Source organism: Streptomyces sp. NPDC055254 (genome assembly GCF_053606025.1).
Genome location: NZ_JBSGQV010000039.1, coordinates 43198 through 68135 on the forward strand (window position 1 = coordinate 43198; position 24938 = coordinate 68135).

23 protein-coding genes and 1 pseudogene are annotated in these 24938 nt (G+C 71.1%); 7 read left to right on the forward strand and 17 right to left on the reverse strand.

Annotated features, from left to right (window positions below):
* Positions 1–40: 40 nt before the first annotated feature.
* The 4 genes from ACWFQ8_RS27505 (at position 41) to ACWFQ8_RS27520 (ending at position 2064) form a co-directional block, all read left to right on the forward strand.
* On the forward strand, positions 41–427 hold the full coding sequence (locus ACWFQ8_RS27505) for a nuclear transport factor 2 family protein (protein WP_453788988.1): 387 nt from the start codon (positions 41–43) through the stop codon (positions 425–427).
* Positions 428–557: 130 nt separating this feature from the next.
* A complete protein-coding gene (folB, locus tag ACWFQ8_RS27510; protein ID WP_030010912.1) occupies positions 558–917 on the forward strand; it encodes a dihydroneopterin aldolase in 360 nt (119 codons plus the stop codon).
* Positions 914–1522 carry a 2-amino-4-hydroxy-6-hydroxymethyldihydropteridine diphosphokinase gene (folK, locus tag ACWFQ8_RS27515; RefSeq protein ID WP_453788968.1) on the forward strand — a complete coding sequence of 203 codons (609 nt, stop codon included), beginning with the start codon at positions 914–916 and terminating at the stop codon, positions 1520–1522. The genes folB and folK overlap by 4 nt, the downstream gene beginning before the upstream one ends.
* Positions 1523–1575: 53 nt before the next feature.
* Positions 1576–2064: a DUF3180 domain-containing protein gene (locus tag ACWFQ8_RS27520; protein ID WP_453788969.1), complete on the forward strand. Its 489-nt coding sequence runs from the start codon at positions 1576–1578 to the stop codon at positions 2062–2064.
* A gap of 83 nt (positions 2065–2147) precedes the next feature.
* On the opposite strand, the gene folE is transcribed toward ACWFQ8_RS27520, so the two are convergent.
* From folE to dacB, 6 genes are all read right to left on the reverse strand, one after another.
* Positions 2148–2756 (reverse strand): GTP cyclohydrolase I FolE, encoded by a 609-nt coding sequence (gene folE, locus ACWFQ8_RS27525; RefSeq protein WP_453788970.1) that lies wholly within the window; start codon positions 2754–2756, stop codon positions 2148–2150.
* A gap of 106 nt (positions 2757–2862) precedes the next feature.
* Entirely contained in the window at positions 2863–4893 is a 2031-nt protein-coding gene (gene ftsH, locus ACWFQ8_RS27530; protein WP_453788971.1) for an ATP-dependent zinc metalloprotease FtsH, read from the reverse strand.
* A 220-nt stretch (positions 4894–5113) separates the two neighbouring features.
* Complete coding sequence (hpt, locus tag ACWFQ8_RS27535; RefSeq protein WP_037794157.1) at positions 5114–5674, reverse strand: hypoxanthine phosphoribosyltransferase; 561 nt, start codon at positions 5672–5674, stop codon at positions 5114–5116.
* A gap of 65 nt (positions 5675–5739) precedes the next feature.
* The gene (gene tilS / locus ACWFQ8_RS27540) at positions 5740–6765 is read right to left on the reverse strand and encodes a tRNA lysidine(34) synthetase TilS (protein ID WP_453788972.1); all 1026 of its coding nucleotides are present in this window, start codon (positions 6763–6765) and stop codon (positions 5740–5742) included.
* A 289-nt stretch (positions 6766–7054) separates the two neighbouring features.
* The gene (locus ACWFQ8_RS27545) at positions 7055–8197 is read right to left on the reverse strand and encodes a zinc-dependent metalloprotease (RefSeq protein WP_453788973.1); all 1143 of its coding nucleotides are present in this window, start codon (positions 8195–8197) and stop codon (positions 7055–7057) included.
* Positions 8198–8277: 80 nt separating this feature from the next.
* Complete coding sequence (gene dacB / locus ACWFQ8_RS27550; protein ID WP_453788974.1) at positions 8278–9729, reverse strand: D-alanyl-D-alanine carboxypeptidase/D-alanyl-D-alanine endopeptidase; 1452 nt, start codon at positions 9727–9729, stop codon at positions 8278–8280.
* Between the two features lie 163 nt (positions 9730–9892).
* Between dacB and ACWFQ8_RS27555 the strand changes: the two genes are divergently transcribed.
* On the forward strand, positions 9893–10387 hold the full coding sequence (locus ACWFQ8_RS27555) for an inorganic diphosphatase (RefSeq protein ID WP_008742522.1): 495 nt from the start codon (positions 9893–9895) through the stop codon (positions 10385–10387).
* 166 nt (positions 10388–10553) lie between these two features.
* Positions 10554–12194 carry a threonine/serine ThrE exporter family protein gene (locus ACWFQ8_RS27560; RefSeq protein WP_453788975.1) on the forward strand — a complete coding sequence of 547 codons (1641 nt, stop codon included), beginning with the start codon at positions 10554–10556 and terminating at the stop codon, positions 12192–12194.
* 159 nt (positions 12195–12353) lie between these two features.
* Here the strand turns inward: ACWFQ8_RS27560 and ACWFQ8_RS27565 are convergent, their stop codons facing one another.
* The 9 genes and pseudogenes from ACWFQ8_RS27565 to ACWFQ8_RS27605 form a co-directional block, all read right to left on the reverse strand.
* The gene (locus ACWFQ8_RS27565) at positions 12354–13064 is read right to left on the reverse strand and encodes a DedA family protein (protein ID WP_453788976.1); all 711 of its coding nucleotides are present in this window, start codon (positions 13062–13064) and stop codon (positions 12354–12356) included.
* A gap of 164 nt (positions 13065–13228) precedes the next feature.
* Positions 13229–13987: a MerR family transcriptional regulator gene (locus ACWFQ8_RS27570; protein ID WP_453788977.1), complete on the reverse strand. Its 759-nt coding sequence runs from the start codon at positions 13985–13987 to the stop codon at positions 13229–13231.
* Between the two features lie 87 nt (positions 13988–14074).
* A complete protein-coding gene (locus ACWFQ8_RS27575) occupies positions 14075–14842 on the reverse strand; it encodes an ABC transporter permease (RefSeq protein ID WP_453788989.1) in 768 nt (255 codons plus the stop codon).
* Positions 14843–14856: 14 nt separating this feature from the next.
* Positions 14857–15798, reverse strand: a complete 942-nt coding sequence (locus tag ACWFQ8_RS27580; RefSeq protein WP_453788978.1) for an ATP-binding cassette domain-containing protein — start codon at positions 15796–15798, stop codon at positions 14857–14859.
* Positions 15799–15921: 123 nt separating this feature from the next.
* Positions 15922–16542 carry a PadR family transcriptional regulator gene (locus ACWFQ8_RS27585; RefSeq protein WP_453788979.1) on the reverse strand — a complete coding sequence of 207 codons (621 nt, stop codon included), beginning with the start codon at positions 16540–16542 and terminating at the stop codon, positions 15922–15924.
* Positions 16543–16569: 27 nt separating this feature from the next.
* Complete coding sequence (locus tag ACWFQ8_RS27590) at positions 16570–17082, reverse strand: DinB family protein (protein ID WP_453788980.1); 513 nt, start codon at positions 17080–17082, stop codon at positions 16570–16572.
* Between the two features lie 107 nt (positions 17083–17189).
* Positions 17190–19274, reverse strand: a pseudogene (mrdA, locus tag ACWFQ8_RS27595) (penicillin-binding protein 2); the annotation flags it as partial.
* A 62-nt stretch (positions 19275–19336) separates the two neighbouring features.
* Positions 19337–20794 carry an aldehyde dehydrogenase family protein gene (locus ACWFQ8_RS27600; RefSeq protein WP_453788981.1) on the reverse strand — a complete coding sequence of 486 codons (1458 nt, stop codon included), beginning with the start codon at positions 20792–20794 and terminating at the stop codon, positions 19337–19339.
* 89 nt (positions 20795–20883) lie between these two features.
* Positions 20884–21762, reverse strand: a complete 879-nt coding sequence (locus tag ACWFQ8_RS27605; RefSeq protein ID WP_453788982.1) for a helix-turn-helix domain-containing protein — start codon at positions 21760–21762, stop codon at positions 20884–20886.
* Positions 21763–22112: 350 nt separating this feature from the next.
* On the opposite strand from ACWFQ8_RS27605, the gene ACWFQ8_RS27610 reads away from it, so the two are divergent.
* The gene (locus ACWFQ8_RS27610; RefSeq protein WP_453788983.1) at positions 22113–22601 is read left to right on the forward strand and encodes an ATP-binding protein; all 489 of its coding nucleotides are present in this window, start codon (positions 22113–22115) and stop codon (positions 22599–22601) included.
* A 105-nt stretch (positions 22602–22706) separates the two neighbouring features.
* Here ACWFQ8_RS27610 and ACWFQ8_RS27615 read toward each other — a convergent pair whose 3' ends face one another.
* Positions 22707–22952, reverse strand: a complete 246-nt coding sequence (locus ACWFQ8_RS27615; protein WP_453788984.1) for a DUF397 domain-containing protein — start codon at positions 22950–22952, stop codon at positions 22707–22709.
* Between the two features lie 449 nt (positions 22953–23401).
* Positions 23402–24574, reverse strand: coding sequence for a DUF2786 domain-containing protein (locus tag ACWFQ8_RS27620; protein ID WP_453788985.1), 1173 nt, complete (start codon positions 24572–24574; stop codon positions 23402–23404).
* Between the last annotated feature and the right edge of the window lie 364 nt (positions 24575–24938).

Genomic DNA, 24938 nt, shown 5'->3' on the forward strand with positions numbered 1-24938 from the left:
CGAAGCGGTCGAAGAGGTCAACACGGCCTTCTACGAGGCCATGGAGCGGGGGGACTTCGACGCGTTGTCGGCGCTGTGGCTGGAGGACGAGATCTCCTGCGTCCACCCCGGCTGGCCGGTGCTCTCCGGTCGCGGCGAGGTACTGCGCTCGTACGCGCTGATCATGTCCCACACCGAGTACATCCAGTTCTTCCTCACCGACACCAAGGTGGCCGTCATAGCCGACACCGCCCTGGTGACCTGCACGGAGAACATCCTCAGCGGCGGGCCCGCCGAGGACGGCGGAGGACTCGGCCCCCTCGTCGGCCAGCTCGTCGTGGCCACGAATGTGTTCCGACGCACATCCGAGGGCTGGCGGCTGTGGTCCCACCACGGTTCTCCGGTCCTCACGGACTCCGACGGGGACGACGAGGAGGACCCCTCCTGACCCCTCCGGCGGGTCGGAGAGTATTTCGCAGGTAAATTCGAAGACGGACGACGCCGACCGCACTCGGCGCACGCCCATGGCCCCGGGGAGTCCCGGGACCGGAAGACTTACGGAAGCAGGAGTGATTCGCGTGGATCGTGTCGCGCTGCGCGGCCTCAAGGCTCGCGGGCACCACGGCGTCTTCCCCCGGGAGCGCGAGGAGGGCCAGACCTTCATCGTCGACCTCGTGCTGCACCTCGACACCCGCCCCGCGGCGGCCGGAGACGACCTGGCGAAGACCGTGCACTACGGGGTCGTCGCCGAGGAGGTCGTCGACGTGGTCCAGGGAGAGCCCGTCGACCTGATCGAGACCCTCGCCGAGCGGATCGCCCAGCAGTGCCTCAAGCACGAAGCGGTGGCACAGGTGGAGGTCGTCGTCCACAAGCCGGACGCGCCCATCACCGTCCCCTTCGACGACGTGACCATCACGATCACCCGGAGCCGCGCATGAACAACGGATTGAACGCACAGAGCGACCCCACCGTCCAGCCGGTACCCGCCTCCGTCGTCGAGACGGTCGACGCGGCGGACGTCACCCTGTCCAACCCCAAATGGGCCGTCATCGCGCTCGGCGCGAACCTCGGCAACCGGCTGGAGACCCTCCAGGGCGCCATCGACGCCCTCGGCGACACCCCGGGCCTGCGGGTGAAGGCCGTCTCCGCCGTCTACGAGACCGAGCCGTGGGGCGTCGACCCCGGCACGCAGCCCGCGTACTTCAACGCGGTCGTCTCCGTGAAGACCACCCTGCCCCCCTCCTCCCTCCTGGAGCGCGGCCAGGCCATCGAGGAGGCCTTCGACCGCGTCCGCGAGGAGCGCTGGGGCCCGCGCACGATCGACGTCGACATCGTCGCGTACGCCGACGTGGTCTCCGACGACCCCGTCCTGACCCTCCCGCACCCGCGCGCCCACCAGCGCGCCTTCGTCCTGGCCCCGTGGCACGACGTCGACCCGGAAGCCCAGCTCCCGGGCCACGGCCCGGTCACCACCCTCCTCACCGCACTCGGCACAACGGGCGTCACGCCGCGCCCGGACCTGGAACTCCGCCTCCCCGAGTAGTCGTTAGCCTGTGGACTGCTGACGGATCGGCGCAGAGAGCGGGGTACGGGCAAGTGAAGCAACTGAGGCCGGCGGTCCTGGTGGGGATCTTCGTGGTCGCCGGGGTCCTGTCCTGGGCGGGCGCCCGGATGTGGGACGCGTACGGCATTCTGCCGGGGGTTCCGCTGGCCGCGCCCGTCGTCCTCGCCGTGATCGCCGCGGTGCTGCTCTCGACGGCCCTGTCGCTGCGGTCGCGCCTGAAGGCGCAGCGCGAGCGGCGGCCCGGGGCGAAGGGCGTCGAGCCGCTGATGGCCGCCCGCGCGGTGGTCTTCGCACAGGCCAGCGCCCTGGTGGCGGCGCTCGTCGCGGGGATGTACGGCGGCACGGGCGTCTTCCTGCTGACCGAGTACCTCGACGTCCCCGCCCGCCGCGACCAGGCCTGGTACGCCGGCTTCTCGGTCCTGGCGGGCGCGGCGGTCGTCGCCGCCGCGCTCTTCCTGGAGCACGTCCTCAAGCTCCCGGAGGACGACGAGGACTCCCCCGAGGCCCCGGCCCCCGCCTGACCGGGAGCGCCGCGAAACGTGGGGACGGCCGTCACGGAAGTGACGGCCGTCCCCACGTGCCGTGCGGGAAGGAGGCGGCAGGCCTAGCGCGCCATGATGAGGCTCATGGCCTCGGCCCGGGTGGCCGTGGCACGGAGCTGGCCGCGGACCGCGGAGGTGGTGGTCTTGGCGCCCGGCTTGCGGATGCCGCGGACCGACATGCACATGTGCTCGGCCTCGATCACCACGATGGCGCCGCGCGCGTCGAGGATCTGCATCAGGGAATCCGCTATCTGCGTGGTGAGGCGCTCCTGCACCTGCGGGCGGCGGGCGTAGACGTCCACGAGGCGGGCCAGCTTCGACAGGCCCGTGATCTTGCCGTTCTCCGCCGGGATGTAGCCGACGTGGGCGACGCCGTGGAACGGCAGCAGGTGGTGCTCGCACAGGGACACGATCTCGATGTCCTTCACCAGGACCATCTCGTCGTGTCCCAGGTCGAACACCGTCGTCAGCACGTCCTCGGGCTTCTGCCACAGACCGGCCAGGATCTCCCGGTACGCCCGTGCCACCCGCGCCGGGGTCTCCAGGAGTCCCTCGCGCTCCGGGTCCTCACCGACCGCGATCAGGAGTTCGCGTACGGCCGCCTCGGCACGCTTCTCGTCGAACTCGCGGATCGTGCCCTCGTCACCGGTCAGGGTCACTGGGTCGGTCATCTCATCCTCGTTCCTGTCCGCACATGCGGTCGTACAAATGTGCCGCGCCCCCCAGGCTAGAACCTGGGGGGCGCGGCTTCCATTCCGGGTGGGTCGAGGGTGCCGATTACTCGGCGTGGTCCTCCGGGGCCACCTCGATGCCCTTCTCCGTGGAGACCGGCGCGGCGGCGGTGGCCGACGTGCCGTTCGCGGAGTTCGTCAGCTGGAGCTCCTTGGGAGAGAGCACCGGCGGACGGGTGGAGGGGGTGCGGCGGGAGGAGCCGGTCCACGCGGGGCGGGCCGGGCGCTTCACGATGGTGGAGAAGATCTCGGCGATCTGCTCCTTGTTCAGCGTTTCCTTCTCCAGCAGCGCGAGGACCAGGTTGTCGAGGACGTCGCGGTTCTCGACGAGGATCTCCCAGGCCTCGTTGTGCGCGGTCTCGATGAGCTTCTTGACCTCTTCGTCGACCAGCGCCGCGACCTCTTCCGAGTAGTCCCGCGGGTGCGCCATCTCACGCCCCAGGAACGGCTCGGTGTTGTCGCCGCCGAACTTGATCGCACCGAGACGCTCGGTCATGCCGTACTGCGTGACCATGGCCCGCGCCGTGGCGGTGGCCTTCTCGATGTCGTTCGCCGCGCCCGTGGTCGGGTCGTGGAAGACCAGCTCCTCGGCCGCGCGCCCGCCCAGCATGTACGCCAGCTGGTCGAGCATCTCATTGCGCGTGGTCGAGTACTTGTCCTCGTCGGGCAGGACCATGGTGTAACCCAGGGCCCGGCCTCGGGACAGGATCGTGATCTTGTGGACCGGGTCGGAGTTCGGGGAGGCCGCCGCGACCAGGGCGTGGCCGCCCTCGTGGTACGCGGTGATCTTCTTTTCCCGGTCCGACATGATCCGGGTCCGCTTCTGCGGACCCGCCACGACACGGTCGATGGCCTCGTCCAGCGAGTGGTTGTCGATCAGCTTCTTGTCCGAGCGGGCCGTGAGCAGCGCGGCCTCGTTCAGGACGTTGGAGAGATCGGCACCGGTGAAGCCGGGCGTGCGACGGGCGACCGCGCCCAGGTCGACGTCCGGGGCGACCGGCTTGCCCTTCTGGTGGACCTTGAGGATCTCCAGACGGCCCTGCATGTCCGGCCGGTCGACCGCGATCTGCCGGTCGAAGCGGCCCGGGCGCAGCAGTGCCGGGTCGAGGATGTCCGGACGGTTCGTGGCGGCGATCAGGATGACGCCGCCCTTCACGTCGAAGCCGTCCATCTCGACCAGCAGCTGGTTGAGGGTCTGCTCGCGCTCGTCGTGACCGCCGCCGAGACCCGCACCGCGGTGCCGGCCGACGGCGTCGATCTCGTCGACGAAGACGATCGCCGGAGCGTTGGCCTTGGCCTGTTCGAACAGGTCGCGGACACGCGAGGCACCGACACCGACGAACATCTCGACGAAGTCGGAACCGGAGATCGAGTAGAAGGGGACACCGGCCTCGCCCGCGACGGCGCGCGCCAGCAGGGTCTTGCCGGTGCCGGGCGGGCCGTAGAGCAGCACGCCCTTGGGGATCTTGGCGCCGACGGCCTGGAACTTCGCCGGCTCCTGGAGGAACTCCTTGATCTCGTGGAGCTCCTCGACGGCCTCGTCCGAACCCGCGACATCGGCGAACGTCGTCTTCGGGGTGTCCTTGGTGATCAGCTTGGCCTTGGACTTCCCGAAGTTCATGACTCGGGAGCCGCCGCCCTGCATCTGGTTCATCAGGAACAGGAAGACCACGACGATGAGGACGAAGGGCAGGAGCGAGAGCAGCACGCTCAGGAACGGGCTGGTCTTGTCCGGCGCGACGGAGTAGCCGTCCGGGATCTGACCGGCTTCGTACTTGGTCTGGAGGCTCTGGGCGAGCTGAACGCCCTGATCCCCGATGTAGTTGGCCTGGAACTTGGTGCCGTCGTGCTTGCCGAGCTTCTGGTCGTCCTTCAGATCAATCTTGATCATCTGGCTGTCGCCGGTGGTCAGGCGTGCCTGCTCCACCTGGCCACTGTTGATCGCCTTGATGACCTCGCTGGTGTCCACCGACTTGTAGCCGCCGCCGGAGCCGACGACATTCATCAACACGACCACGGCGAGGACGGCCAGCACGATCCACATGACCGGCCCACGGAAGTATCGCTTCACGTCCATCCATACGGGGCGCCAGGCGCCCCGTCCCTCCTGCCCGTAGGTAAATGCTGCTGTGAGTAAAGACTGTTCTTCGGAATGTACCCCTGTATTGTCACCCGCGGCCTCGTGGGACGGCTGACAGACCCGCTTTCCCCTGGTCCAACGGCGGGGATCGCCCCCAGGTTCCCCGCCCGTTCGGCGGGGCCCCGCCCGGGGGACGCGGACGGGGCGTGCGGAAGGGTCAGCCGCCGTAGACGTGCGGGGCGAGCGTCCCGACGAACGGCAGGTTGCGGTACTTCTCCGCGTAGTCGAGGCCGTAGCCCACGACGAACTCGTTCGGGATGTCGAAGCCGACCCACTTCACGTCGATGGCGACCTTCGCGGCGTCGGGCTTGCGCAGCAGCGTCACGACCTCCAGGGAGGCCGGCTGGCGGGAGCCGAGGTTCGACAGCAGCCAGGACAGCGTCAGGCCGGAGTCGATGATGTCCTCGACGATCAGGACGTGCTTGTCCTTGATGTCGGTGTCCAGGTCCTTGAGGATCCGCACCACGCCGGAGGACTGGGTCCCGGCGCCGTACGAGGACACCGCCATCCAGTCCATGGTGAGGGGGGTGGACAAGGCACGCGCCAGGTCCGCCATCACCATCACCGCGCCCTTCAGGACGCCGACGATGAGCAGGTCCTTGCCCGCGTACTCCGCGTCGATCTTCGCGGCCAGCTCTGCCAGCTTCGCGTCGATCTCTTCCTTGGTGATGAGCACCGACTGGAGGTCGTCGCCCATGTCCTTCTCGTCCACCCGCATCACTTTCGTCGACGGCCGGGGCTCCGGGGGTGTCCCCGGAGGACTCGGCCGTGGTTCAGCACCAATCAGCCCTGCCGGATGACAAGTCTGCCACCCTGCCGCTGGGCCTCGACCCGTCCGGGCAGGTTGATGGCGCCCTGGCCTCGCCATCCGGTGATGAGGCGGTCGACTTCCTCGATGTGACGGGCGAAGAGGGAGCCCGCGGGGGAGCCCGCGGCGACGACGGCCCTGCGCAGCACACGACGCCGGACGGCGGGGGGCAGGGCGTACAGCTTCGCGCACTCCAGGCGGCCGTCGTCGTCCCGTACCCGGGTCTCCGCATCGGCGGCCCAGGAGTCGAGGGCGTCGGCGTCGTCGCGGGAGAGCTGGGCGGTGCGGGCGAGCGCCTCGACGACTCCCTTGCCCAGCGCCTTCTCCAGGGCGGGCAGTCCCTCGTGGCGGAGGCGGGAGCGGGTGTAGGCGGGGTCGATGTTGTGCGGGTCGTCCCAGACGGGGAGGGACTGGACCATGCAGGCCTTGCGGGCGGTCTGCCGGTCGATCCGGAGGAAGGGGCGGCGGTAGCGCCGGTGGCGGGCGGGACCGCCGGGGCCTCCGGAGACCTCGGGCATGCCGGACAGCGAGCGGATGCCGGAGCCGCGGGCGAGCCCCAGCAGGACGGTTTCGGCTTGATCGTCCCGGGTGTGGCCGAGCAGCACGGCGGCGGCGCCGAGCCGGTCCGCCGCCTCGTCCAGGGCGCCGTAGCGGGCGTCGCGGGCCGCGGCCTCGGGTCCGCCGTCGCGGCCGACGCACACGGCGACGGACTCCACCGGGTCGAGGCGGAGGGCGGTCATACGGGTGACGACTTCGGCGGCGCGCAGGTCCGAGCCGGCCTGGAGTCCGTGGTCGACGGTGATGCCGCCGGCCCGGATGCCGAGTTTGGGGGCCTCGAACGCGAGCGCCGAGGCGAGGGCCATGGAGTCGGCGCCGCCGGAGCAGGCGACGAGGACCAGTGGCGCGGTGGCGGCGGGACGGTCGGTGAGGTCGGTGAGGACGTCGTGGAGTACGCGGCGGACCGCCAGGCGTATCGCCGCGACCGCAGGATGGGGACCCATGTCCGGTGCCCTTCGGTGGTGTTCGGATGCCTCGAAGGCGTTGGGGTGTCTCGTGCCGGTGGTGCTGGGGGTGCTGCCCGGAAGCCCCCGCGGGGCGGGGGCTGTCACTCAGAGTGCGTCGATGGTGACAGAACCGAGCCGTTCCCCGAGCATCGCACGCCCTTCCACGGCCCACGGTCCCTCGGACGGGTGACGCTGCTTCCCCCAGTGAGACATGTTTAGGCCTGCCTGGCATATGTGGCGCGGGTGAAGGAGCGGGTGGAGGAGCGGACCGGCCGGAGCCCCCGGCTCAGCCTCGTTCGTTCTCTTCGCTCCCCTTGCGGTGGACGCGTGCCACCCAGTCCGCGGGCTCGGCGATCTCGGCCTTGGTCGGAAGGGTGTTCGGAGAGGTCCACACGCGGTTGAAGCCGTCCATGCCGACCTGGTCGACGACGGCGCGCACGAAGCGCTCGCCGTCGCGGTACTGGCGCAGTTTGGCGTCGAGGCCGAGCAGCTTGCGCAGCGCCGCGTCGAGGCGGCCCGCGCCACTGGCCCTGCGCTGCTGGAACTTCTCCCGGATCTCCGCGACGGAGGGCACCACCTGGGGGCCGACGCCGTCCATGACGTAGTCGGCGTGTCCCTCCAGCAGGGACATGACGGCGGTGAGCCGGGCCAGCACCTCGCGCTGCTCGGGGGTCTGCACGAGCTCGACGAGGGAGCGGCCCTCGTCGCCGTGTTCGGCGTCGGGGCGGGCGCCGACGAAGGACTGGGCGGCTTCGCGGATGCGCTCCAGGACGGTCGTCGGGTCCACGTCGGTGGCTCCGAGGAACGTCTGGATTTCGCCCTCCAGGTGGTCGCGGAGCCACGGGACGGCCGTGAACTGGGTACGGTGCGTCTCCTCGTGCAGGCAGACCCACAGCCGGAAGTCGTGCGGGTCCACCTCCAGCTCGCGCTCGACGTGGACGATGTTCGGGGCCACGAGCAGCAGCCGGCCCCCGCCGCTGGAGCCGGGCAGGTCCCGGGAGACCGGCGCGAAGGTCTCGTACTGGCCGAGCACGCGGGAGGCCAGGAAGCTCAGGAGCATGCCGACCTCGACGCCGGTGACCTTGCCGCCGACCGCGCCGAGGACGGCGCCGGCGGGCGCGCCGGCGCGGCGGTCCTGCATCTTGCCCAGGAGCGGGGCGAGGAGCTCGCGGAAGCCGGCCACGTTGGCCTTGATCCAGCCGGCCCGGTCGACGACGAGGACCGGGGTGTCGTGGACGTCCGCGCCTTCGGCGATCATCCGGGTGAACTCGCGCACGTGCCGTTCCGAGGTCCTGGCGTGCCGGCGCAGCTCCGCGACGACGGCCCGGGCCTCGTCCCGACCGACCTCCGGGCCGGGCCGCACCAGTCGGGTCGCGGTCGCCACCGCGAGGTTCCAGTCGACCATCTCCGCACCACTGATGCTCGTCATGCGTCAACCGTACGTGGGACGGCTCCCGGGCGGACCCCCCGCGCCGCTGTCAGGCGCGCGCCCCGGTCACGGGGCGGCCGTCACGGGGCGGTCGGCGCGGGCGCGGTGGCAACGGCGGCGGCGAGCTTGTCGAGGGCCTTCTCGGCACCTTCCGGTCCGGGGGTGTCCGCGGTGAGGAAGGCGAAGGCCAGGAGCCGGCCGGAAGGGTCGACGACGGTCCCGGCGAGGGAGTTCACGCCGCTCAGGGTCCCCGTCTTGGCCCGGAGCAGGCCGGCCGCCGGCGAGCTGCCGGCGTTGCGGGCGCGCAGGGTGCCGCTGAAACCCGCGACGGGCAGTCCGGTGAGGACGGGCCGCAGCTGCGGGTGCTCGGGGTCGGCGGCCTTGGCGAGGATGCCGGTGAGCAGGCCGGCGCTGACGCGGTCGGCGCGGCCGAGGCCGCTGCCGTCGGCGAAGCGGGAGCCGCCGACGTCGACGCCGAGCGCGGTGAGCCGGTCGGCGACGGCCTGCTCGGCGCCCGCGAAGCTCGCGGGCCTGCCGGAGGCGAGGGCGGTCTGCCGGGCGAGGGCTTCGGCGATGTCGTTGTCGCTGTTGGTCAGCATCCGTTCGACGAGCCCGGCCAGCGGGGTGGAGAGGGTGGTGGCGAGCGGCTGGGCGCCGGCGGGCGCCTTGCCGCGGGCGGGTGCGCCGGTGACCTGGACACCGCGGTCGGCGAGCAGGGCGGCGAAGGCGCGGGCCGCGTCCCCGGCCGGGTCCTGCGTGCGCTCCACGGGGCCGGAGGTGGAGTCGTCGGGGCGGCCCTGATCGGCCGCGAGCGAGGTCACGAGGGCGATGTTGGGGTTGACGCCGATCGGGTGGCGGGCCGGGCCGGTGTACAGGCTGTCGTCGTAGGCCAGGGTCACCCTGTCGGTCCCGGCGGCCTTGAGGGCCCGGGCGGTGTCGGCGGCGAGGGCGACGAGGCTGCCGCCGGAGCCGGCGGGGCTCTTCTTCTTGGCGGTGAGGGAGGGGTCGCCGCCGCCGACCAGGACGATCTCACCGGGGCCGGACCCGGCGGTCACGGTGGTGCGGATCCGGTGCTCGGGTCCGAGGGCGGCCAGCGCCGCGGCGGCTGTGGCGATCTTGATGGTGGAGGCGGGGGTCATCGCCTCCCGCGGCCCGGACGCGTAGAGCACCCGGCCGGTGGCCGTGTCGACGACGGATGCGGTACGGGCGGTGCCGAGCGCGGGGTCGGCGAGCAGCGGCCGCAGGACGGCCGCCAGCTGCTCGTCCGCGCCCTCGGAGCCGGTGGCGGCCTGGGGGCGAGGCGCTCCCGGGCCGATCGCGCCGAGTACTCCCGGGGCGCTGGGCGCGGCCCGCGGCAGGGGTTCGGCGCCGTGATCTGCGCCACCCGTACGGCCCCAGGAGGCGGCCCTGTCCCGCTCGGCCTTACGCTGGCCGGAGTCCCATGGGCCGGAGGCGGTCACCGCTGTCACCGACAGGGCGAGGCCGGCGACGGCCGAGCCCGTGATGAGCTGCCACGTCTTGACCAATGGCACCTCGGACCAGCCCCTTTCGCGATCACACATATGCGTGAGGGACACTTAACCACTGCGTCTTGCCGCGAGCATGGCACCCCACCCCGTAGGGCTGGGCCGGACGCGTACGTATTCGGTTCGACGCAGGCTCGAAGCGATGAAGCTGATCATGGAGGAGCAGGACGTGGAGTTCGACGTCACCATCGAGATCCCCAAGGGTTCGCGGAACAAGTACGAGGTGGACCACGAGACCGGCCGGATCCGTCTGGACCGTCGCCTCTTCACCTCGACCAGCTACCCGGCCGACTACGGCTTCGTCGAGAACACCCTCGGCGAGGACGGCGACCCGCTGGACGCGCTGGTCATCCTCGACGAGCCGACCTTCCCGGGCTGCCTGATCAAGTGCCGCGCCATCGGCATGTTCCGCATGACGGACGAGGCGGGCGGCGACGACAAGCTGCTGTGCGTGCCGGCCTCGGACCCGCGTGTCGAGCACCTGCGCGACATCCACCACGTCTCCGAGTTCGACCGCCTGGAGATCCAGCACTTCTTCGAGGTCTACAAGGACCTGGAGCCGGGCAAGTCGGTCGAGGGCGCGAACTGGGTCGGCCGCACCGAGGCCGAGGCCGAGATCGAGGCCTCCTACAAGCGCCTTGAGGCGCAGGGCGGCCACCACTAGGCTCCGCCGCGGCAGTGGGCAGCGGGCGGTACCCCTCGGGGGTGCCGCCCGCTGCCGCGTGGTGGGGCCGATCCGCGACGCCGCCCGCCCCGGGGCGGCCTGCTTTCGCCGTGGATGAAACCATTCCGCATACTGGTACGGCAGGTGATCAAGGACTGGAGGGCGCGTGGCGGAAGCCGACGGGGCGGAGGACAGGAAGCCCACGTCCGACGAGGCGCGCAGCGCCTTCACGCCGCCGCCCGGGATGGAACCGGAGATCCCCGAGGAGGACCATCCCACCTCGGAGTTCGCCCGCCCGCCGGGCGCCGGTCCGCCCGCCCCCGCTCCCGAGGGCTCCGCCTTCGCCACCCCGGCCACCTACAGCGCGCAGCACTCCCCGCCCGCCTACACCCCGGGCCAGGGCTTCCCCGTGGCCCGGATGAAGGAATCCCCCTGGCAGGACCGCATGCGCACGATGCTGCGCATGCCGGTGGACGTACGGCCCGTCCCGGACCTCGTGCAGAAGCAGAGCGAGACCGGGCCCGCCGTGGGCCGCGTGCTCGACCTGACCCTGCGCATCGGCGAGCTGCTGCTGGCGGGCGGCGAGGGCGCCGAGGACGTGGAGGCCGCGATGTTCGCGGTGGCCCACTCCTACGGGCTGGACCGCTGCGAGCCGACCGTCACCTTCACGATGCTGTCGATCACGCACCAGCCCTCGCTGGTCGGCGACCCGGTCTCGGCGAACCGCACCGTGCGCCGGCGGGGCACCGACTACAACCGCCTCGCCGCCGTGTTCCGCCTGGTGGACGACATCAGCGCCGCGGAGATCGACATCTCGTTGGAGGAGGCCTACCGGCGCCTCGCCGAGATCCGGCGCAACCGGCACCCGTACCCCGGCTGGATGCTCACGGCCGCCGCCGGCCTGCTCGCCGGAGCCGCCTCCACGCTCGTGGGCGGCGGCGTCCTCGTCTTCTTCGCGGCAGCGATGGGCGCCGTCCTCGGCGACCGGCTCGCATGGCTGTGCGCCGGGCGCGGGCTGCCCGAGTTCTACCAGTTCGTGGTCGCCGCGATGCCGCCGGCCGCGCTCGGCGTGGCGCTCAACATGACGGGGATCGACGTCAAGGCCTCGGCCGTGATCACCGGCGGGCTCTTCGCGCTGCTGCCGGGGCGGGCCCTGGTCGCGGCCGTGCAGGACGGGCTGACCGGCTTCTACATCACCGCCTCGGCCCGCCTGCTGGAGGTCATGTACCTCTTCATCGGCATCATCATGGGCGTGCTGATCGTGCTGTACATCGGCCTGCAGTTCGACGCCTCCCCGCGGCCGGAGGAGGTCCTGGAGATCCAGCAGCGGCCGCTGATCCAGATCGCGGCCTCGATGGTGCTGGTGTTCACCTTCGCGATCCTGCTCCAGCAGGAGCGCTCCACCGTGTGGATCGTCACGCTGAACGGCGGGGTCGCCTGGGTGACCTACGGGGCCCTGCACTACGCGGGGGAGATCCCGGCCGTGCCGTCCACGGCGATCGCCGCCGGGCTGGTCGGCCTGTTCGGTCAGCTCTTCTCCCGCTACCGCTTCGCCTCGGCCCTGCCGTACGTGACGGCCGCGATCGGCCCGCTGCTGCCCGGCTCGGCCACGTACTACGGGCTGCTGCTGATCGCCGAGAACCGGCTCAACGAGGGGCTGGGCTCCCTGACGAACGCGGCGGCCATCGCGCTCGCCATCGCGATCGGGGTCAACCTCGGGTCGGAGACCTCGCGGCTGTTCATGCGGATCCCCGGGGCCGCGAGCGCCGCCAAGCGCCGCGCGGCGAAGCGGACCCGCGGCTTCTAGCGGGGGCGGGTCGGGGGCCCGGCGCGCCCCGTGCCCGCCCGTACGCCCCCTGACCGCCCCCTGACCGCCCCTAAGCGCTCTGCCCGCCGTACGCGGGTACACGGACGCCCCGGGGCCCTCGCGGGCCGTCCGGGGCGTGCGTGGAGGTGCGGGGAGGGGTCAGCGCTTGGCGTGGCGGCCGCGCGCGCCCGGGGCCTGCGGGCCGTTGCCGTCCTCGGCAAGGGCCGGGGCGGGGGCCTCGGCGGCCCTCTGCTTGTTCTCCTTGCGGGCCTTGAGCACCTCGAAGACCACCGGGATGACCGAGACGAGGACGATGCCGATCAGGATGGGCTCGACGTTCGTCTTGATGAACTCGATCTGCCCGAGCCAGTAGCCCGCGACCGTGACGCCCGCGCCCCAGCCGATGCCGCCGATGATGTTGTAGGTCAGGAAGGTGCGGTACTTCATCGAGCCGGCGCCCGCGACCATCGGCGCGAAGGTGCGGATGATCGGCACGAAGCGGGCCAGCACGATGGCCTTCGGGCCGTGCCGGTCCATGAACTCGTGGGCCTTGTCCAGGTTCTCCCGCTTGAAGAGCTTGGAGTTCGGCCGGTTGAAGAGCTTCGGCCCGAAGAACTTGCCGATCATGTATCCGACCTGGTCGCCGATGATGGCGGCGGCCACGATCAGGGTGCACACCAGCCACAGCGGCTGCTTGATGTACTGCCCGTCCGCGACCAGCAGACCTGCGGTGAAGAGCAGGGAGTCACCGGGGAGGAACGCGAAGAGTCCCGACTCCGCGAAGACGATGACCAGGATTCCGATCAGGCCGAAGTGCGAGATCAGATAGTCCGGGGACAGCCACTCAGGGCCGAGCGCAAGCGTGTACACGGGTTCCGGACTCTCCTGGATTGGGGGTGTGACGGCAGGTGTGGCGGCAGGTGTGACGGAAGGTGGGGCGGCAGGTGCGGTTCTCAATTATCAACGCACACGACCCCCGCCCGGTTCCAGGTCCCGGAGGGGGGTCGTTCGCATGGCCTCCCGGCCCGTCCGCGCTACGCCTTGCGGACCGCGTTGGCCTCGATCGCGTCCCGCAGATGCTGCGCCAGACCGGGCCGCAGCGCGTCGTAGTGCGCCTTGAACCGCTCGTCCGCGACGTACATCTCCCCGAGGCAGGTGTGCATCTCGTACGAGCAGTCGTAGAAGCGGGTGTGGATGTGCAGCCGGTGCTCCTCCGCCAGGTCCATCGCGGCCTCGCCGTCGGCGGGCTCGCCGGCCTCCATCAGGGCCACGTACCGGGCGCCCCACTCGGCGGCCTCGTCCTGGACCCGCTGCCAGTCGTCCTTGGTGTAGGCGGCGGTCCTGGCCTGCGACTGGGCGTAGGCGTCGGTGTCGCCCCAGCGCTGCTCGACCTCCTCGGCGTACTGCTGGGGGTCGTGGTCCCCGAAGACCTCGAACCTCTCCTCGGGCGTGAGGTTGATGCCCATCTTCTTCGCCTCCATGGCGTGCTCAACGGCCTTGGCCATCTGCTGGAGCCGGGCGATCCGGTCGGACAGGAGGGCGTGCTGCCGGCGCAGGTGCTCCCTCGGGTCCGATCGGGGATCGTCCAGCAGGACCGCGACCTCTTCGAGGGGGAAGCCGAGCTCCCGGTAGAACAGGATGCGCTGCAGCCGGTCGAGGTCGGACTCGTCGTAGCGCCGGTGACCCGCGTGGCTGCGGCTGCTCGGGGAGAGCAACCCGATCTCGTCGTAGTGGTGCAGGGTGCGCACCGTGACTCCGGCGAATCCGGCGACCTGGCCCACCGAGTAGTTCATCGCCTTCCGCTCCTCCGGTCGGTTACGCCCTTCACTGTGGCTCCTCACGTGACGTGAGGTGCAAGCCCGCCGGCGGGCGCCCCGCCGCTAGCGGCCGAGGCCCCGGAAGCGGTGGACCGCCAGCGGGAAGAAGACCGCGACCAGCAGCAGCGGCCAGCCGACCGCCAGCAGGGTCGCGTGGTCGGAGGCCCAGGACGAGGAGGCCGCCGCCGGGTTGCCGAACAGATCGCGCACCGCCGTCGCCGTCGCCGACATCGGGTTCCATTCGACCACCGCCCCCAGCCAGCCCGGCATCGAGGCCGGCGTGGCGAAGGCGTTGGAGAGGAAGCCCACCGGCCACACCAGGATCTGCACCGCCTGCACCAGCTCCGGCCGGCCCGCCAGCATGCCCAGCCAGATCCCGATCCACAGCATGGCGAAGCGCAGCAGCAGGAGCAGCGCGAAGGCCAGCAGCGCGGACGCCGCCGATCCGTGCCAGCGCCAGCCCAGCAGCAGGCCGACGGCCGCGAGCACGACGAGGCCCAGGGCCGACTGGAGCATGTCCGCCGCGCTGCGGCCCACCAGCACCGCCGCCGAGGACATCGGCAGGGAGCGGAACCGGTCGATCACGCCCTTGCCCAGGTCCCGGGTGACGGCCGTCATGGTCGCCTCCAGCCCGAAGGCCATGGTCAGCGCCAGCATGCCCGGCACCAGGAACTCGACGTACTCGCCGTCGATCCCGCGCCCGCCGCCCACCAGGAAGCCGAACATCAGCAGCATCATCACCGGGAAGACCAGCCCGACCAGTACCTGGACCGGCTGGCGCGCCCAGTGCGCGAGCTCGCGCCGGGTCATCGTCCAGGAGTCGGCCGCCATCCACGTCGCCGCGCTCACGCGGTCACCTCCATGCGCTGCGTGCCGTCGGTCAGCCGCAGGAAGACCTCGTCCAGGGTGGGCCGCCGCACCGAGAGGTCGCTCGCCTCGATGCCCGCGTCCTCCAGCGCGCGCAGGGTCAGCGCCAGGCCCGCCATCCGGTCCCGCACCGGGAAGCTCAGGGTCAGCGCCTCCGCGTCCACCGCCACGTTCGGGTCCGGCAGCAGCCGCGCCGCCCGGTCGAGCCCCGCCGCGTCGCGCAGGACGACGACGATCCGGTCCGGGCCGACCAGGGACTTCAGCTCGTCCGCGGTGCCCTCGGCGGCCACCCGGCCGCCGTCGATCAGTGCGATGCGGTCGGCCAGTCGATCTGCCTCCTCCAGGTACTGGGTGGTGAGCAGGACGGTCGTGCCGCCGCCCACCAGGGAGCGGACCGAGGCCCACACCTCGGCGCGGCCGCGCGGGTCGAGGCCGGTGGTGGGCTCGTCCAGGAACAGCACCTCCGGGTCGGTGATGAGGGAGGCGGCGAGGTCCAGCCGGCGCCGCATGCCGCCGCTGTAGCGGCGCACGGGCTTGCGCCCGGTGTCCGCGAGGCCGAAGCGCTCCAGCAGCTCGGCCGCCCGCAGTCCGGCCCGCCGGGCGCCCAGGTGGTGGAGGCGGCAGAACATCTCCAGGTTCTGCCGGCCGTCCAGCTCCTCGTCGAGCGCCGCGTGCTGGCCGAGCAGTCCGATCCGGGCGCGGACGGCCGCCGCCTGCGTCCGTACGTCGTGGCCCGCGACCCGAACCACTCCCTCGTCGTGGCGCAGCAGGGTGCTCATGACGCGGACCGCCGTGGTCTTGCCGGCGCCGTTGGGGCCGAGCACCGCGTGGACGGTGCCGGGCGCGACCTCCAGGTCGAGCCCGGCCAGGGCGTGCTTGTCGCCGTACCTCTTGTGGACACCTTCGACGGAGATCGCCAAAATCGTTCGCTCCTCGATTAGTCAAGTTTGAGTAGCCAGGTCGGTCAAAGTACACCCGGGCCTCAAGGTAGTCAAATTTGAATACTTGCGCGCACCATCGCCCCGCTCACCCGCCCGGCGCGGTCAGCGGGTGGCGTACGGGTTCTCCTCGCCCTCCGCCAGGACCCCCACGAACGGCTCGCCGCCCTCGCCCGCGAAGGAGTACGCGCCCCCCTCGATCCGGGCGATCAGGCCGCGCGTCCACTCCGCCTCGGCGTCCGCGGAATGGACCCACCGGTGCATGATCTCGCCGATGTGGCCCAGCTGCCCCGGGCCGCCCTCCGGCGTGTAGTAGTCCGTCACCGAGGACCGCCAGAGCGCCAGCTTGCCCAGCCGCTCCCGCAGCAGGGCCAGCACCTCGGCCCTCGGCAGGTCGACCATGAAGCCGATCGCCGCCGAGAGCAGGTCCGCCTTCTGGTCGTACGCCGCGAGGGCCTCGCGCAGCAGCTTGAAGTACTCGGCCCGGCCCGCGTCGGTCACCTCGTACTCCGTGCGCGGCGGCCCGCCGGCGGCGCTGGGAGCCACCTCGTGGGCGTGCAGGACGCCCTGCTTCGCCATCTGCTTGAGCGCGTGGTAGATCGACCCGGGTTTGGTGTTGGACCACTCGTGCGCGCCCCAGTACTCCAGGTCGTTGCGCACCTGGTACCCGTGCGCCCGCCCGTGCTGACGGACCGCGCCGAGGACGAGAAGCCGGATCGCTGACATGGGGCCACGGTACTGGGACCGGAGCGGCTACCCCATGGCGCGGGTGCCGTCGATGGTCTCGCGGACGATGTCCGCGTGACCGGCGTGCCGGGCGAACTCCTCCACCAGGTGCAGGAGCATCCAGCGCATGGAGACCTTGGCGTCCTGCGGGAACCAGGGCGCCGGGGGCAGCGGGAAGCTGTCGTCGAGGCTGGGGACCTCGGCGATGAAGGCGGCCGTCTGCTCCGCGACCCCGTCCCAGAAGGCCAGGACGCCGGGGACGGTCTCGCCCTCGACGAGGCGGAAGGAGTCGCCCCAGGTCTCCTCGGTGCGCGCCAGTTCGTTGGGCCGCTGCTGGGCCATCCGCAGCCAGTTCAGTTCGCACTCCGCCACGTGCTTGAGCAGGCCGGACAGCGAGAGCTCACTGGCGCTCGGGCTGCTCGCCGCCTGCTCCTCGGTCAGTCCGAGAAGCGACTCGCGAATGGCCGCGCGCTGGGCCTCGACGAAGGCGAGGAGCGTGCCGCGCTCGTCACCGGGTACCTCTGTGGTTGCCTGAGCCATGACCGACCGCCTCTTGGGTTCTGTGGTGTCCGCTGCTGACAACGACGACACTACGGAGCCTTGCGGTCAGATTCTGTCCTCCATGCGCCCGGATCGGGGAGTCAGTTCGCGTCGATCTCCCCGTCCGGGCGGATCGCCGGCAGCTCCGTCGCCGGCTTCGGCAGCAGGGCCTTGGCGAGGTCCTGCTTGCCCGTCGGGTCCAGCCCGTACATCGCCTCGTAGATCTTGCGGACCGCCGGGCCCGAGGCGCCCGAGCCGGTGCCGCCCTGGGAGATCGTCATGACGATCGAGTAGTCCTCGGTGTACGAGGCGAACCACGAGGTGGTCTGCTTGCCCTGGACCTCGGCCGTACCGGTCTTGGCGTGCATCGGGATCTGCTTGTGCGGCCAACCGACGAAACGCCAGGCCGCGCTGCCGGAGGTGGCGACGGCTGCCAGCGCCCCGTCGATGTCGTCCCGCGTCTTCGCGTCCATCGGCAGCTTGCCCAGTGCCTTCGGTTCGATCGGACGCACGGAGGTGCCGTCGGCGCTGACCACGGCCTTGCCGACGCTGGGCTGGTGGATCGTGCCGCCGTTGGCGATGGCCGCGTAGACGGAGGCCATCTGGACCGGCGTCACGAGGGTGTCGCCCTGGCCGATGGAGTAGTTGATGGCGTCGCCCTCGCGCAGCTGGTTGCCCTGCCGGCAGTTCTCGTACGCGATCTTCTCGGCGAAGCTGCCGTTCTTCTTGCCGTCCCGGCACCAGGCGGCCTTGTTCGCCTCGAAGAAGTCCTGCTTCCACTTGCGGTCGGGGACCCGGCCCGGAACCTCGTTCGGCAGGTCGATGCCGGTCCGCTTGCCGAGGCCGAACTCGTGGGCCGTCTTGAGGAACCAGTCGTTCGGGTTCTTCTTCGGGTTGATCCCGCCGTCCTTCTTCCACTCCTGGTCGGCGATCGCGTAGTACACCGTGTCGCAGGAGACCTCCAGGGCCCGGCCGATGGTGATGTCGCCGTAGCCCTGCGACTCGAAGTTCGTGAAGGTCTGGTTCCCGACCGAGTACGCGCTGGGGCAGGGGTAGCGCCGGTTGAAGGGGTAGCCCGCGTTCACCGCGGCCGTGGAGGTGACCACCTTGAAGATGGAGCCCGGGGCCGCCTGGCCCTGGATCGCCCGGTTCAGCAGCGGGTAGTTCGACTCCTTGTCGGTGAGCCGGGCGTAGTCCTTGCCCGAGATGCCGCCCACCCAGGCGTTGGGGTCGTAGGTCGGGTTCGAGGCCATCGCCACGATGCGGCCGGTCTTGTTCTCCATGACCACCACCGCGCCCGAGTCGGCCTCGTAGTTGCGCCGGGTGTTGTTCTTGTCGAACGTGTCGCGGGCCTCGATCATCGCGTTGTTCAGCTCGCGCTCGGCGACCGCCTGCACGCGGGAGTCGATCGAGGTCACGATGTTCGCGCCGGCCTGCGCCGGGTCGGTCTGCCCCTGCCCGGTGACCCGGCCGAGGTTGTCCACCTCGTAGCGGGTGATCCCGGCCTTGCCGCGCAGCTCCTTGTCGTACGTGCGCTCCAGGCCCGAGCGGCCCACCTGGTCGGAGCGCAGGTAGGGCGAGTCGGAGTTCTTCGCCTTGGTGATCTCCTCGTCCGTGACCGGCGAGAGGTAGCCCAGCACCTGGGAGGTGTTGGCCCCGTCCGGGCCGGCGTAGCGGCGCAGCGCGGTGGGCTCCGCGGTGATGCCCGGGAAGTCCTCGGCGTGCTCGCGCAGCTGGAGGGCCTGCTCGGTGGTGGCCTCGTCACTGACCGGGATCGGCTGGTACGGCGAACCGTTCCAGCACGGCTGCCGGGTCTTGGAGTCGCACAGCCGGACCTTGTCGATGACGTCCTGCGGGTTCATGCCCAGCACTTCGGCGAGGCGGGTCAGGACGCCCTTGCCCTTGTCGCTCATCTTGAGCAGCTCGGTACGGCTGGCGGAGACCACGAGGTGCGTGGCGTTGTCCGCGAGCGGCACCCCGCGCGCGTCCAGGATCGAGCCGCGCACCGCGGGCTGGACCACCCGCTGCACGTGGTTGTTCTTGGCCTCGTCGGTGTACTCCTGGCCGTTGCGTATCTGGAGGTACCAGAGACGGCCGCCCAGGGTGAGGAGCAGCGAGAAGACCACGATCTGGATCACGACGAGACGGTTCTGGACCCGAGGGGTCCGGCCGGTCTCCGGTATGTTGCTCAAACTCTGAATCTCCCCCGGGCGGCGGCTGCGCTACGCCCGGTCGAGTCTAGAACGGTCCCGACCTAGAACGGGAAGCGCGTCCGCCCGTGCTGCACGGAGATCCATTTCTGGGTGGTGAACGCCTCGATCGTGGCCTCGCCGTTCAGCCGGCCCAGGCCCGAGGCCTTCTCGCCGCCGAAGGCCGCCAGCGGCTCGTCGCCGATCGTCGAGTCGTTGACGTGGATCATCCCCGTCTCGATCCGCTGCGCGAACCGCACCCCCCGCTCGACGTCCCGGGTGTGCACCGCGCCGCTCAGGCCGTACGGGGTCGCGTTGGTCAGCCGCACGGCCTCATCCTCACCGTCGAAGACCACGAGCAGGGCGACCGGCCCGAAGATCTCCTGGCCCAGCAGCGGGGAGTCCTCGGGGATTCCGGCCAGCACGGTCGGCTCGACGAGGTTGCCGCGCGTAGAACCCCGGACGAGGGCGCGGGCCCCCTCCTCCACGGCCCGGTCCACGAGCGCGGTCAGCGCGTCGGCCTGGAAGGAGTTGATCAGCGGGCCGATGTGGGTGTCGGCCTCGCGCGGGTCGCCCGTGCGCAGGCCGCGGACGCGGGCGATGAACTTCTCGGTGAACTCCTCCGCCACGGAGGCGTCGACCAGGATGCGGTTGGCGGCCATGCAGACCTGGCCCTGGTAGACGAAGCGGCTGAAGACGGCCGCGTCCACCGCGTAGTCGAGGTCGGCGTCGTCGAGTACGACGAGCGCGCTGTTGCCGCTGAGCTCCAGGACCGTCCGCTTGAAGTGGCGGGCGGCGACCGCGCCGACGTGCCGCCCGACCCGGTCCGATCCCGCGAAGGAGATCACCTTGGGCACGGGGTGGGTCAGGAGCGCGTCACCGATCTCGGCTATGTCGGTGACCAGGACGTTCAGCAGGCCGGCCGGGAGGCCCGCCTCCTCGAAGATCTTGGCGATGACCCCGCCGCCGACGACCGGGGCGTTCTGGTTCGGCTTGATCACGACGGCGTTGCCGAGGGCCAGCGCCGGGGCGAGCGACTTCATCGTGACCAGGAAGGGGAAGTTGAACGGGCTGATCACCGCGACCACACCGACGGGCAGGCGCTGGACCCGGTTCTCCTTGCCCTCGACCGGCGAGGGCAGGATCCGGCCCTCGGGGCGGACGGCGAGCTGCATCGCCTCGCGGAGGAACTCCTTGGCGAGGTGGATCTCGTACTCGGCCTTGGGACGGGTCCCGCCGAGCTCGTCGATCATCGCCTCGACGATCTCCTTCTCGCGCTCCTCGGTGATCCGCAGGGCGCGCTCCAGGACGGCGCGTCTGGTGTACGGGCCGGTGGCGGCCCAGTCCCTCTGCGCCCGCTCGGCAGCCCGGTAGGCCCGGTCCACCTGCTCGACGGTGGCCACGGTGATGGCCGCGAGCTTCTCGCCGTTGTAGGGGTTGACGTCGATGATGTCCCACGAACCGGTACCGGCCAGCCATTCGCCGTCGATGTACTGGTGAGCCAGGTCGCTGAATATGGACATGCCATCCCTTACTGCGAGCGCGCACCCGTGCGCTGCACCGGAGACCGATCGGTCGTCATGCACTGATCAGACGTCATAGTACGTGCGAATCAAGACAGTTGGAGCAGACCACGGAGAAGATCCCGGGTCCGGTCGGGATCGGGGCAGTCCGCCTGGAGCCGCTCCATCGCCCGCCCGTACTGACGCACTTCCTCTTCCTTGTCCAGGTAGAGGGCGCTGGTCAGCTGTTCCAGATAGACGATGTCCTGCAGATCGGACTCGGGGAAGCGCAGCAGGGTGAAGGCTCCGCTCTCGCCCGCGTGGCCGCCGAAGGAGAAGGGCATCACCTGGAGGTGCACGTTGGGCCGCTGGGAGATCTCGATGAGGTGCTCCAGCTGCCCGCGCATCACGTCCCGGTCGCCGTACGGGCGGCGCAGCGCGGCCTCGTCGAGGACGGCGTGGAAGACCGGGGCGCTCTCGGCGACGAGGACCTTCTGCCGCTCCAGGCGCAGCGCGACGCGGCGGTCGATCTCGGCGGCGGTGGCGCCCGGCATACCGCGGCTGACCACGGCATGGGCGTAGGCCTCGGTCTGCAACAGGCCGTGCACGAACTGCACTTCGTAGATCCTGATGAGGGACGCCGCGCCCTCCAGACCGATGTAGGTCTGGAACCAGCCGGGCAGCACGTCGCCGTAACTGTGCCACCAGCCCGTCGCGTTGGCCTCACGGACCAGCCCGAGGAGCGACTCGCGCTCCGCGCTGTCGGTGACTCCGTAGAGCGTGAGGAGGTCCTCGACGTCCCGTGCCTTGAAACTCACCCTTCCCAACTCCAAGCGGCTGATCTTCGATTCGGACGCGCGGATCGAGTAACCGGCCGCCTCACGGGTGATGCCGCGGGATTCTCGGAGTCGCCTGAGCTGTGAGCCCAGGAGGATGCGGCGCACCACAGAACCGCTCGCTTCTGCGGTCACTAGTACTGCCCTCCCCATCGCCGTGGCGTACGCGTGCGTCGAGGGGCCCCCGCACCCCAGGGGCCGCAGTCTGCCACCAAAACGCATCGGCCCGTACTCGTTCTGTAACGGAATCCCACGCGTGGGGAAAGAAGTCCGCAAGTATGCGTAGGGAGAAATGAGCAAGAACCATCACGGGAGCGGACACGTCCGGCGCGTGCACGTGCATCTGCCCTTGCATCCGGCTCCGCCATTCGGAACGATGGTGCCGCGCACCTGCGTGCTCTTCGCGCCGGCGCCGGACCCACCCCGCAGTTCTTTTTGGACGGAAGCCGCCGCTCCGCCCGCGAATCCCGGGAGTGCCTCGCATGGGGACGAATGGATCGACCATGCTCGAGCCGTTACGGCAGGGGCTTCCCCCGGTCGACCCCACGGCTGTCTCGGGGTCCGCGTCCTGCGCTCTGCCCGCCCGCTTCGAGGCGGTACGGGGGGCTCGTTCCTTCACCCGGTCCACGCTGTCCCAGTGGGGTCTCGACGAACGCTTCGACGACGTGTCCCTGGTCGTCTCCGAGCTCGTGACCAACGCGCTGCGCCATGCCCTGCCGGAGGACGTGCGGGCCGCGGGCGCCGAGGCGGAGCCGCCGGTACGGCTGCACCTGATGCGGTGGAGCACGCGGCTGGTGTGCGCGGTGCGCGATCCGAGCGAGGGCCGGCCCGGCGGTGCCTTCTCGCCGGAGCGCACGGAGGAGAACGTCGACCTGGAGTCCGGGCGCGGGCTGTTCCTGGTGGACTCGTACAGCGACAGCTGGGGCTGGCACCCGCTCGCGGGACGGCTGACCGGCAAGGTGGTCTGGGCGCTGTTCCTGCTCCAGGACTGAACGGACGTCACCTCGCGACCACGGCGACCGGCCGGGACCGATCTCTGGATCGGTTCCGGCCGGTGCACGTGCATGGCGCGATCGGTGCGCTGTTCCGCTAATTGATCAGGTGATCAGGTGATCGAACTCGCCGTCCTTGACGCCCAGGAGCAGGGCCTCGATCTCGGCCGGCGTGTAGACGAGCGCCGGGCCGTCGGGGAAGCGCGAATTGCGCATGGCGACGTCGCCGCCCGGCAGCCTCGCGAACTCGACGCAGGAGCCCTGCGAGTTGCTGTATCTGCTCTTCTGCCAGGTCAGCTCATACAAGGAAGCGAGTTCTGCAGCTGCTATCCCGTTGTACGCGTGGTCCACAGGAAGCCCCCGATAGTGCAGATGTCAACTGCACCGGATCATAGCTGTGTTCATGAGCGCCTGCATGGGCAGATGCACGTGCACGCGGGGTACTCCTTTGATCACTCCCTGGTCACCTGAACCCAACCACGCGGGGGTGCAAGGCCCGTGACACCTCGTCGAGGGCGTCCGGCATCCGCACGGCGGCGCGTGGTCGGCGGCCTGCGGCACCGAGGTGGGGCAGGGTGACGGTGACCAGCATGATCGCGACGTTCCCGAGGCGATGATCCCGGCGGTGGCCCCGCCGCCCACATCGGACCCGCCGCGCAGGTCCGTGCGGCGAGGAGGGCCGGGACGAGCGCCGTGTGCGAGGACCCGACGAGGTGATCGACGAAGGTGGCTGACGAAGGTGGACGCGGCGAGGGTGAGCCAGGAAGTCCGGGCGAGGACGGGGCGCGGATCGAGGACGGTCAGTGGGGCAGCGGCTTGCGCCGCCCGCCCATGTGGGCGCGGTCGGCGGCCGCCGTCCCGTCCTCCCACCCCGCGTGGTCGGTCGCCCCGCGCAGCCGCGTCGTCGTGGTCCGGGGGAACATCTCCTCGGCCCGCGAGGTGACCGCCACGTCGCGCGCGACCAGGGCCGGCAGGTTGTCCGGGGCCTGCGCCGCCGTGTGCTCCGCCGTCTCCGCGAGGCGCTGACCCAGCCTGCTGGCGTACGCCAGCAGGAACGACTGCCGGAAAGTCTTCGTCCGCTTGCGCCCGCCCGAGCGCTGTGCGGCCTCCGCGCGGGTCATCGCCGCCGTGCCCTGTACGAGCAGGGAGGTGTACAGCAGCTCCACCGCCTCCAGGTCGCTCTCGAAGCCGACCACCGTCGAGAACTCGAACGCGCTGTTCCACACCCCCCGGCAGCGGTTGGCGGTCGCCACCGCGTCGAGCAGCACCGCCTTGGCCTCCTCGTACGGCGGCTCCACACCGATCCGGCACGCCCCGGGCGTCCGCGACGCCCCCGTCCGCGCCGCCAGCACCGCCTCGTCCACGGTGTGCCGGGCCATCAGCTCCTGCGCCTTGGCACTGAGGGCCTCCGCCTCCTCCGGGAAGGTCGTGGCCTCCGCCTTCGCCAGCAGGGCCCGGATCCGGCCCAGCATCCGCGGCTCGATGTGCGCGTGCTCGACCGCATCCACCGGATCGCCGGGCAGTGGGCCCACCGGTTCGATCGAGGGCAGCCGGATCAGCAGCCGGAACACCTCCAGGAAGGCGGTGGCCAGCGTGAACCGGTCCGTCCGCTCGCGCTGCGCCAGCCGCTCGGCGTACCCGGTGTCCTCGCCCCACCAGGCCTCGGCCCCGGTCCAGCGCTCGGGGAGCCTGGCGTAGCGGCGCGCCTCGGCGGCGATCAGGTCGCCGGTGATCCGCAGGTGCCGCTCGTCGAGGTCCCGCCGGACCAGCCGGAGCACGTCGGCCGGCTGCCAACCGCGCTCCCAGCCCTGCCGTACGTACGCCTCCCCGCGCGCCAGCAGCTCCTGCCCGACCCCGGCCCACTGCCCCGGCTCGGCGACGAGCATCGAGGCACCGGTGTCCAGGCCGGTGTCGTCCTGGGCGTACAGCGCGGCGGCGAAGGCTCGGTCGACGGCGTCGGAAAGGTCTCTCACACCGTTCAGCTTGGCACGACCGCCCCCGCCCCCGGCCCGGCGCCCCGCCCCCGCCCCCACCCGGTGCCGATCCAGCCCCCCGACCTTCGAAACGCGGCCCCGGGGACGCAACCCCGCCGACGCCCCCGGCCGGGCGCACATTCCACCCCCGCCGGCGTTTGAGGCGCGGGTCCGGGGGCGCAACCCCGGTCTTCAACCCCCGCCGACGCCCCCGGCCGGCGGCAGATTCCAGCCCCGCCGGCGTTTGAGGCGCGGGTCCGGGCAGAGCCCGCGGAGGCGCCCGCCGCACACCCCCGGCCCGGCGCCCCGCCCCCCGCCCCCGCCGGGGCGCGCGCCAGCCCCCCGACCGTCGAGCGGCGGCCCC

What these genes read in the sequence shown, in the direction of transcription:
- ACWFQ8_RS27505 (WP_453788988.1), top strand. Translation starts at nt 41, where the DNA reads ATGGAGCGGGGGGACTTCGACGCGTTGTCGGCGCTGTGGCTGGAGGAC.
- folK (WP_453788968.1), top strand. Translation starts at nt 914, where the DNA reads ATGAACAACGGATTGAACGCACAGAGCGACCCCACCGTCCAGCCGGTA.
- folE (WP_453788970.1), bottom strand. Translation starts at nt 2,756, where the DNA reads ATGACCGACCCAGTGACCCTGACCGGTGACGAGGGCACGATCCGCGAG.
- ftsH (WP_453788971.1), bottom strand. Translation starts at nt 4,893, where the DNA reads ATGGACGTGAAGCGATACTTCCGTGGGCCGGTCATGTGGATCGTGCTG.
- hpt (WP_037794157.1), bottom strand. Translation starts at nt 5,674, where the DNA reads ATGCGGGTGGACGAGAAGGACATGGGCGACGACCTCCAGTCGGTGCTC.
- tilS (WP_453788972.1), bottom strand. Translation starts at nt 6,765, where the DNA reads ATGGGTCCCCATCCTGCGGTCGCGGCGATACGCCTGGCGGTCCGCCGC.
- ACWFQ8_RS27545 (WP_453788973.1), bottom strand. Translation starts at nt 8,197, where the DNA reads ATGACGAGCATCAGTGGTGCGGAGATGGTCGACTGGAACCTCGCGGTG.
- ACWFQ8_RS27570 (WP_453788977.1), bottom strand. Translation starts at nt 13,987, where the DNA reads ATGAACTACTCGGTGGGCCAGGTCGCCGGATTCGCCGGAGTCACGGTG.
- ACWFQ8_RS27575 (WP_453788989.1), bottom strand. Translation starts at nt 14,842, where the DNA reads ATGGCGGCCGACTCCTGGACGATGACCCGGCGCGAGCTCGCGCACTGG.
- ACWFQ8_RS27585 (WP_453788979.1), bottom strand. Translation starts at nt 16,542, where the DNA reads ATGTCAGCGATCCGGCTTCTCGTCCTCGGCGCGGTCCGTCAGCACGGG.
- ACWFQ8_RS27590 (WP_453788980.1), bottom strand. Translation starts at nt 17,082, where the DNA reads ATGGCTCAGGCAACCACAGAGGTACCCGGTGACGAGCGCGGCACGCTC.
- ACWFQ8_RS27600 (WP_453788981.1), bottom strand. Translation starts at nt 20,794, where the DNA reads ATGTCCATATTCAGCGACCTGGCTCACCAGTACATCGACGGCGAATGG.
- ACWFQ8_RS27605 (WP_453788982.1), bottom strand. Translation starts at nt 21,762, where the DNA reads ATGGGGAGGGCAGTACTAGTGACCGCAGAAGCGAGCGGTTCTGTGGTG.
- ACWFQ8_RS27610 (WP_453788983.1), top strand. Translation starts at nt 22,113, where the DNA reads ATGCTCGAGCCGTTACGGCAGGGGCTTCCCCCGGTCGACCCCACGGCT.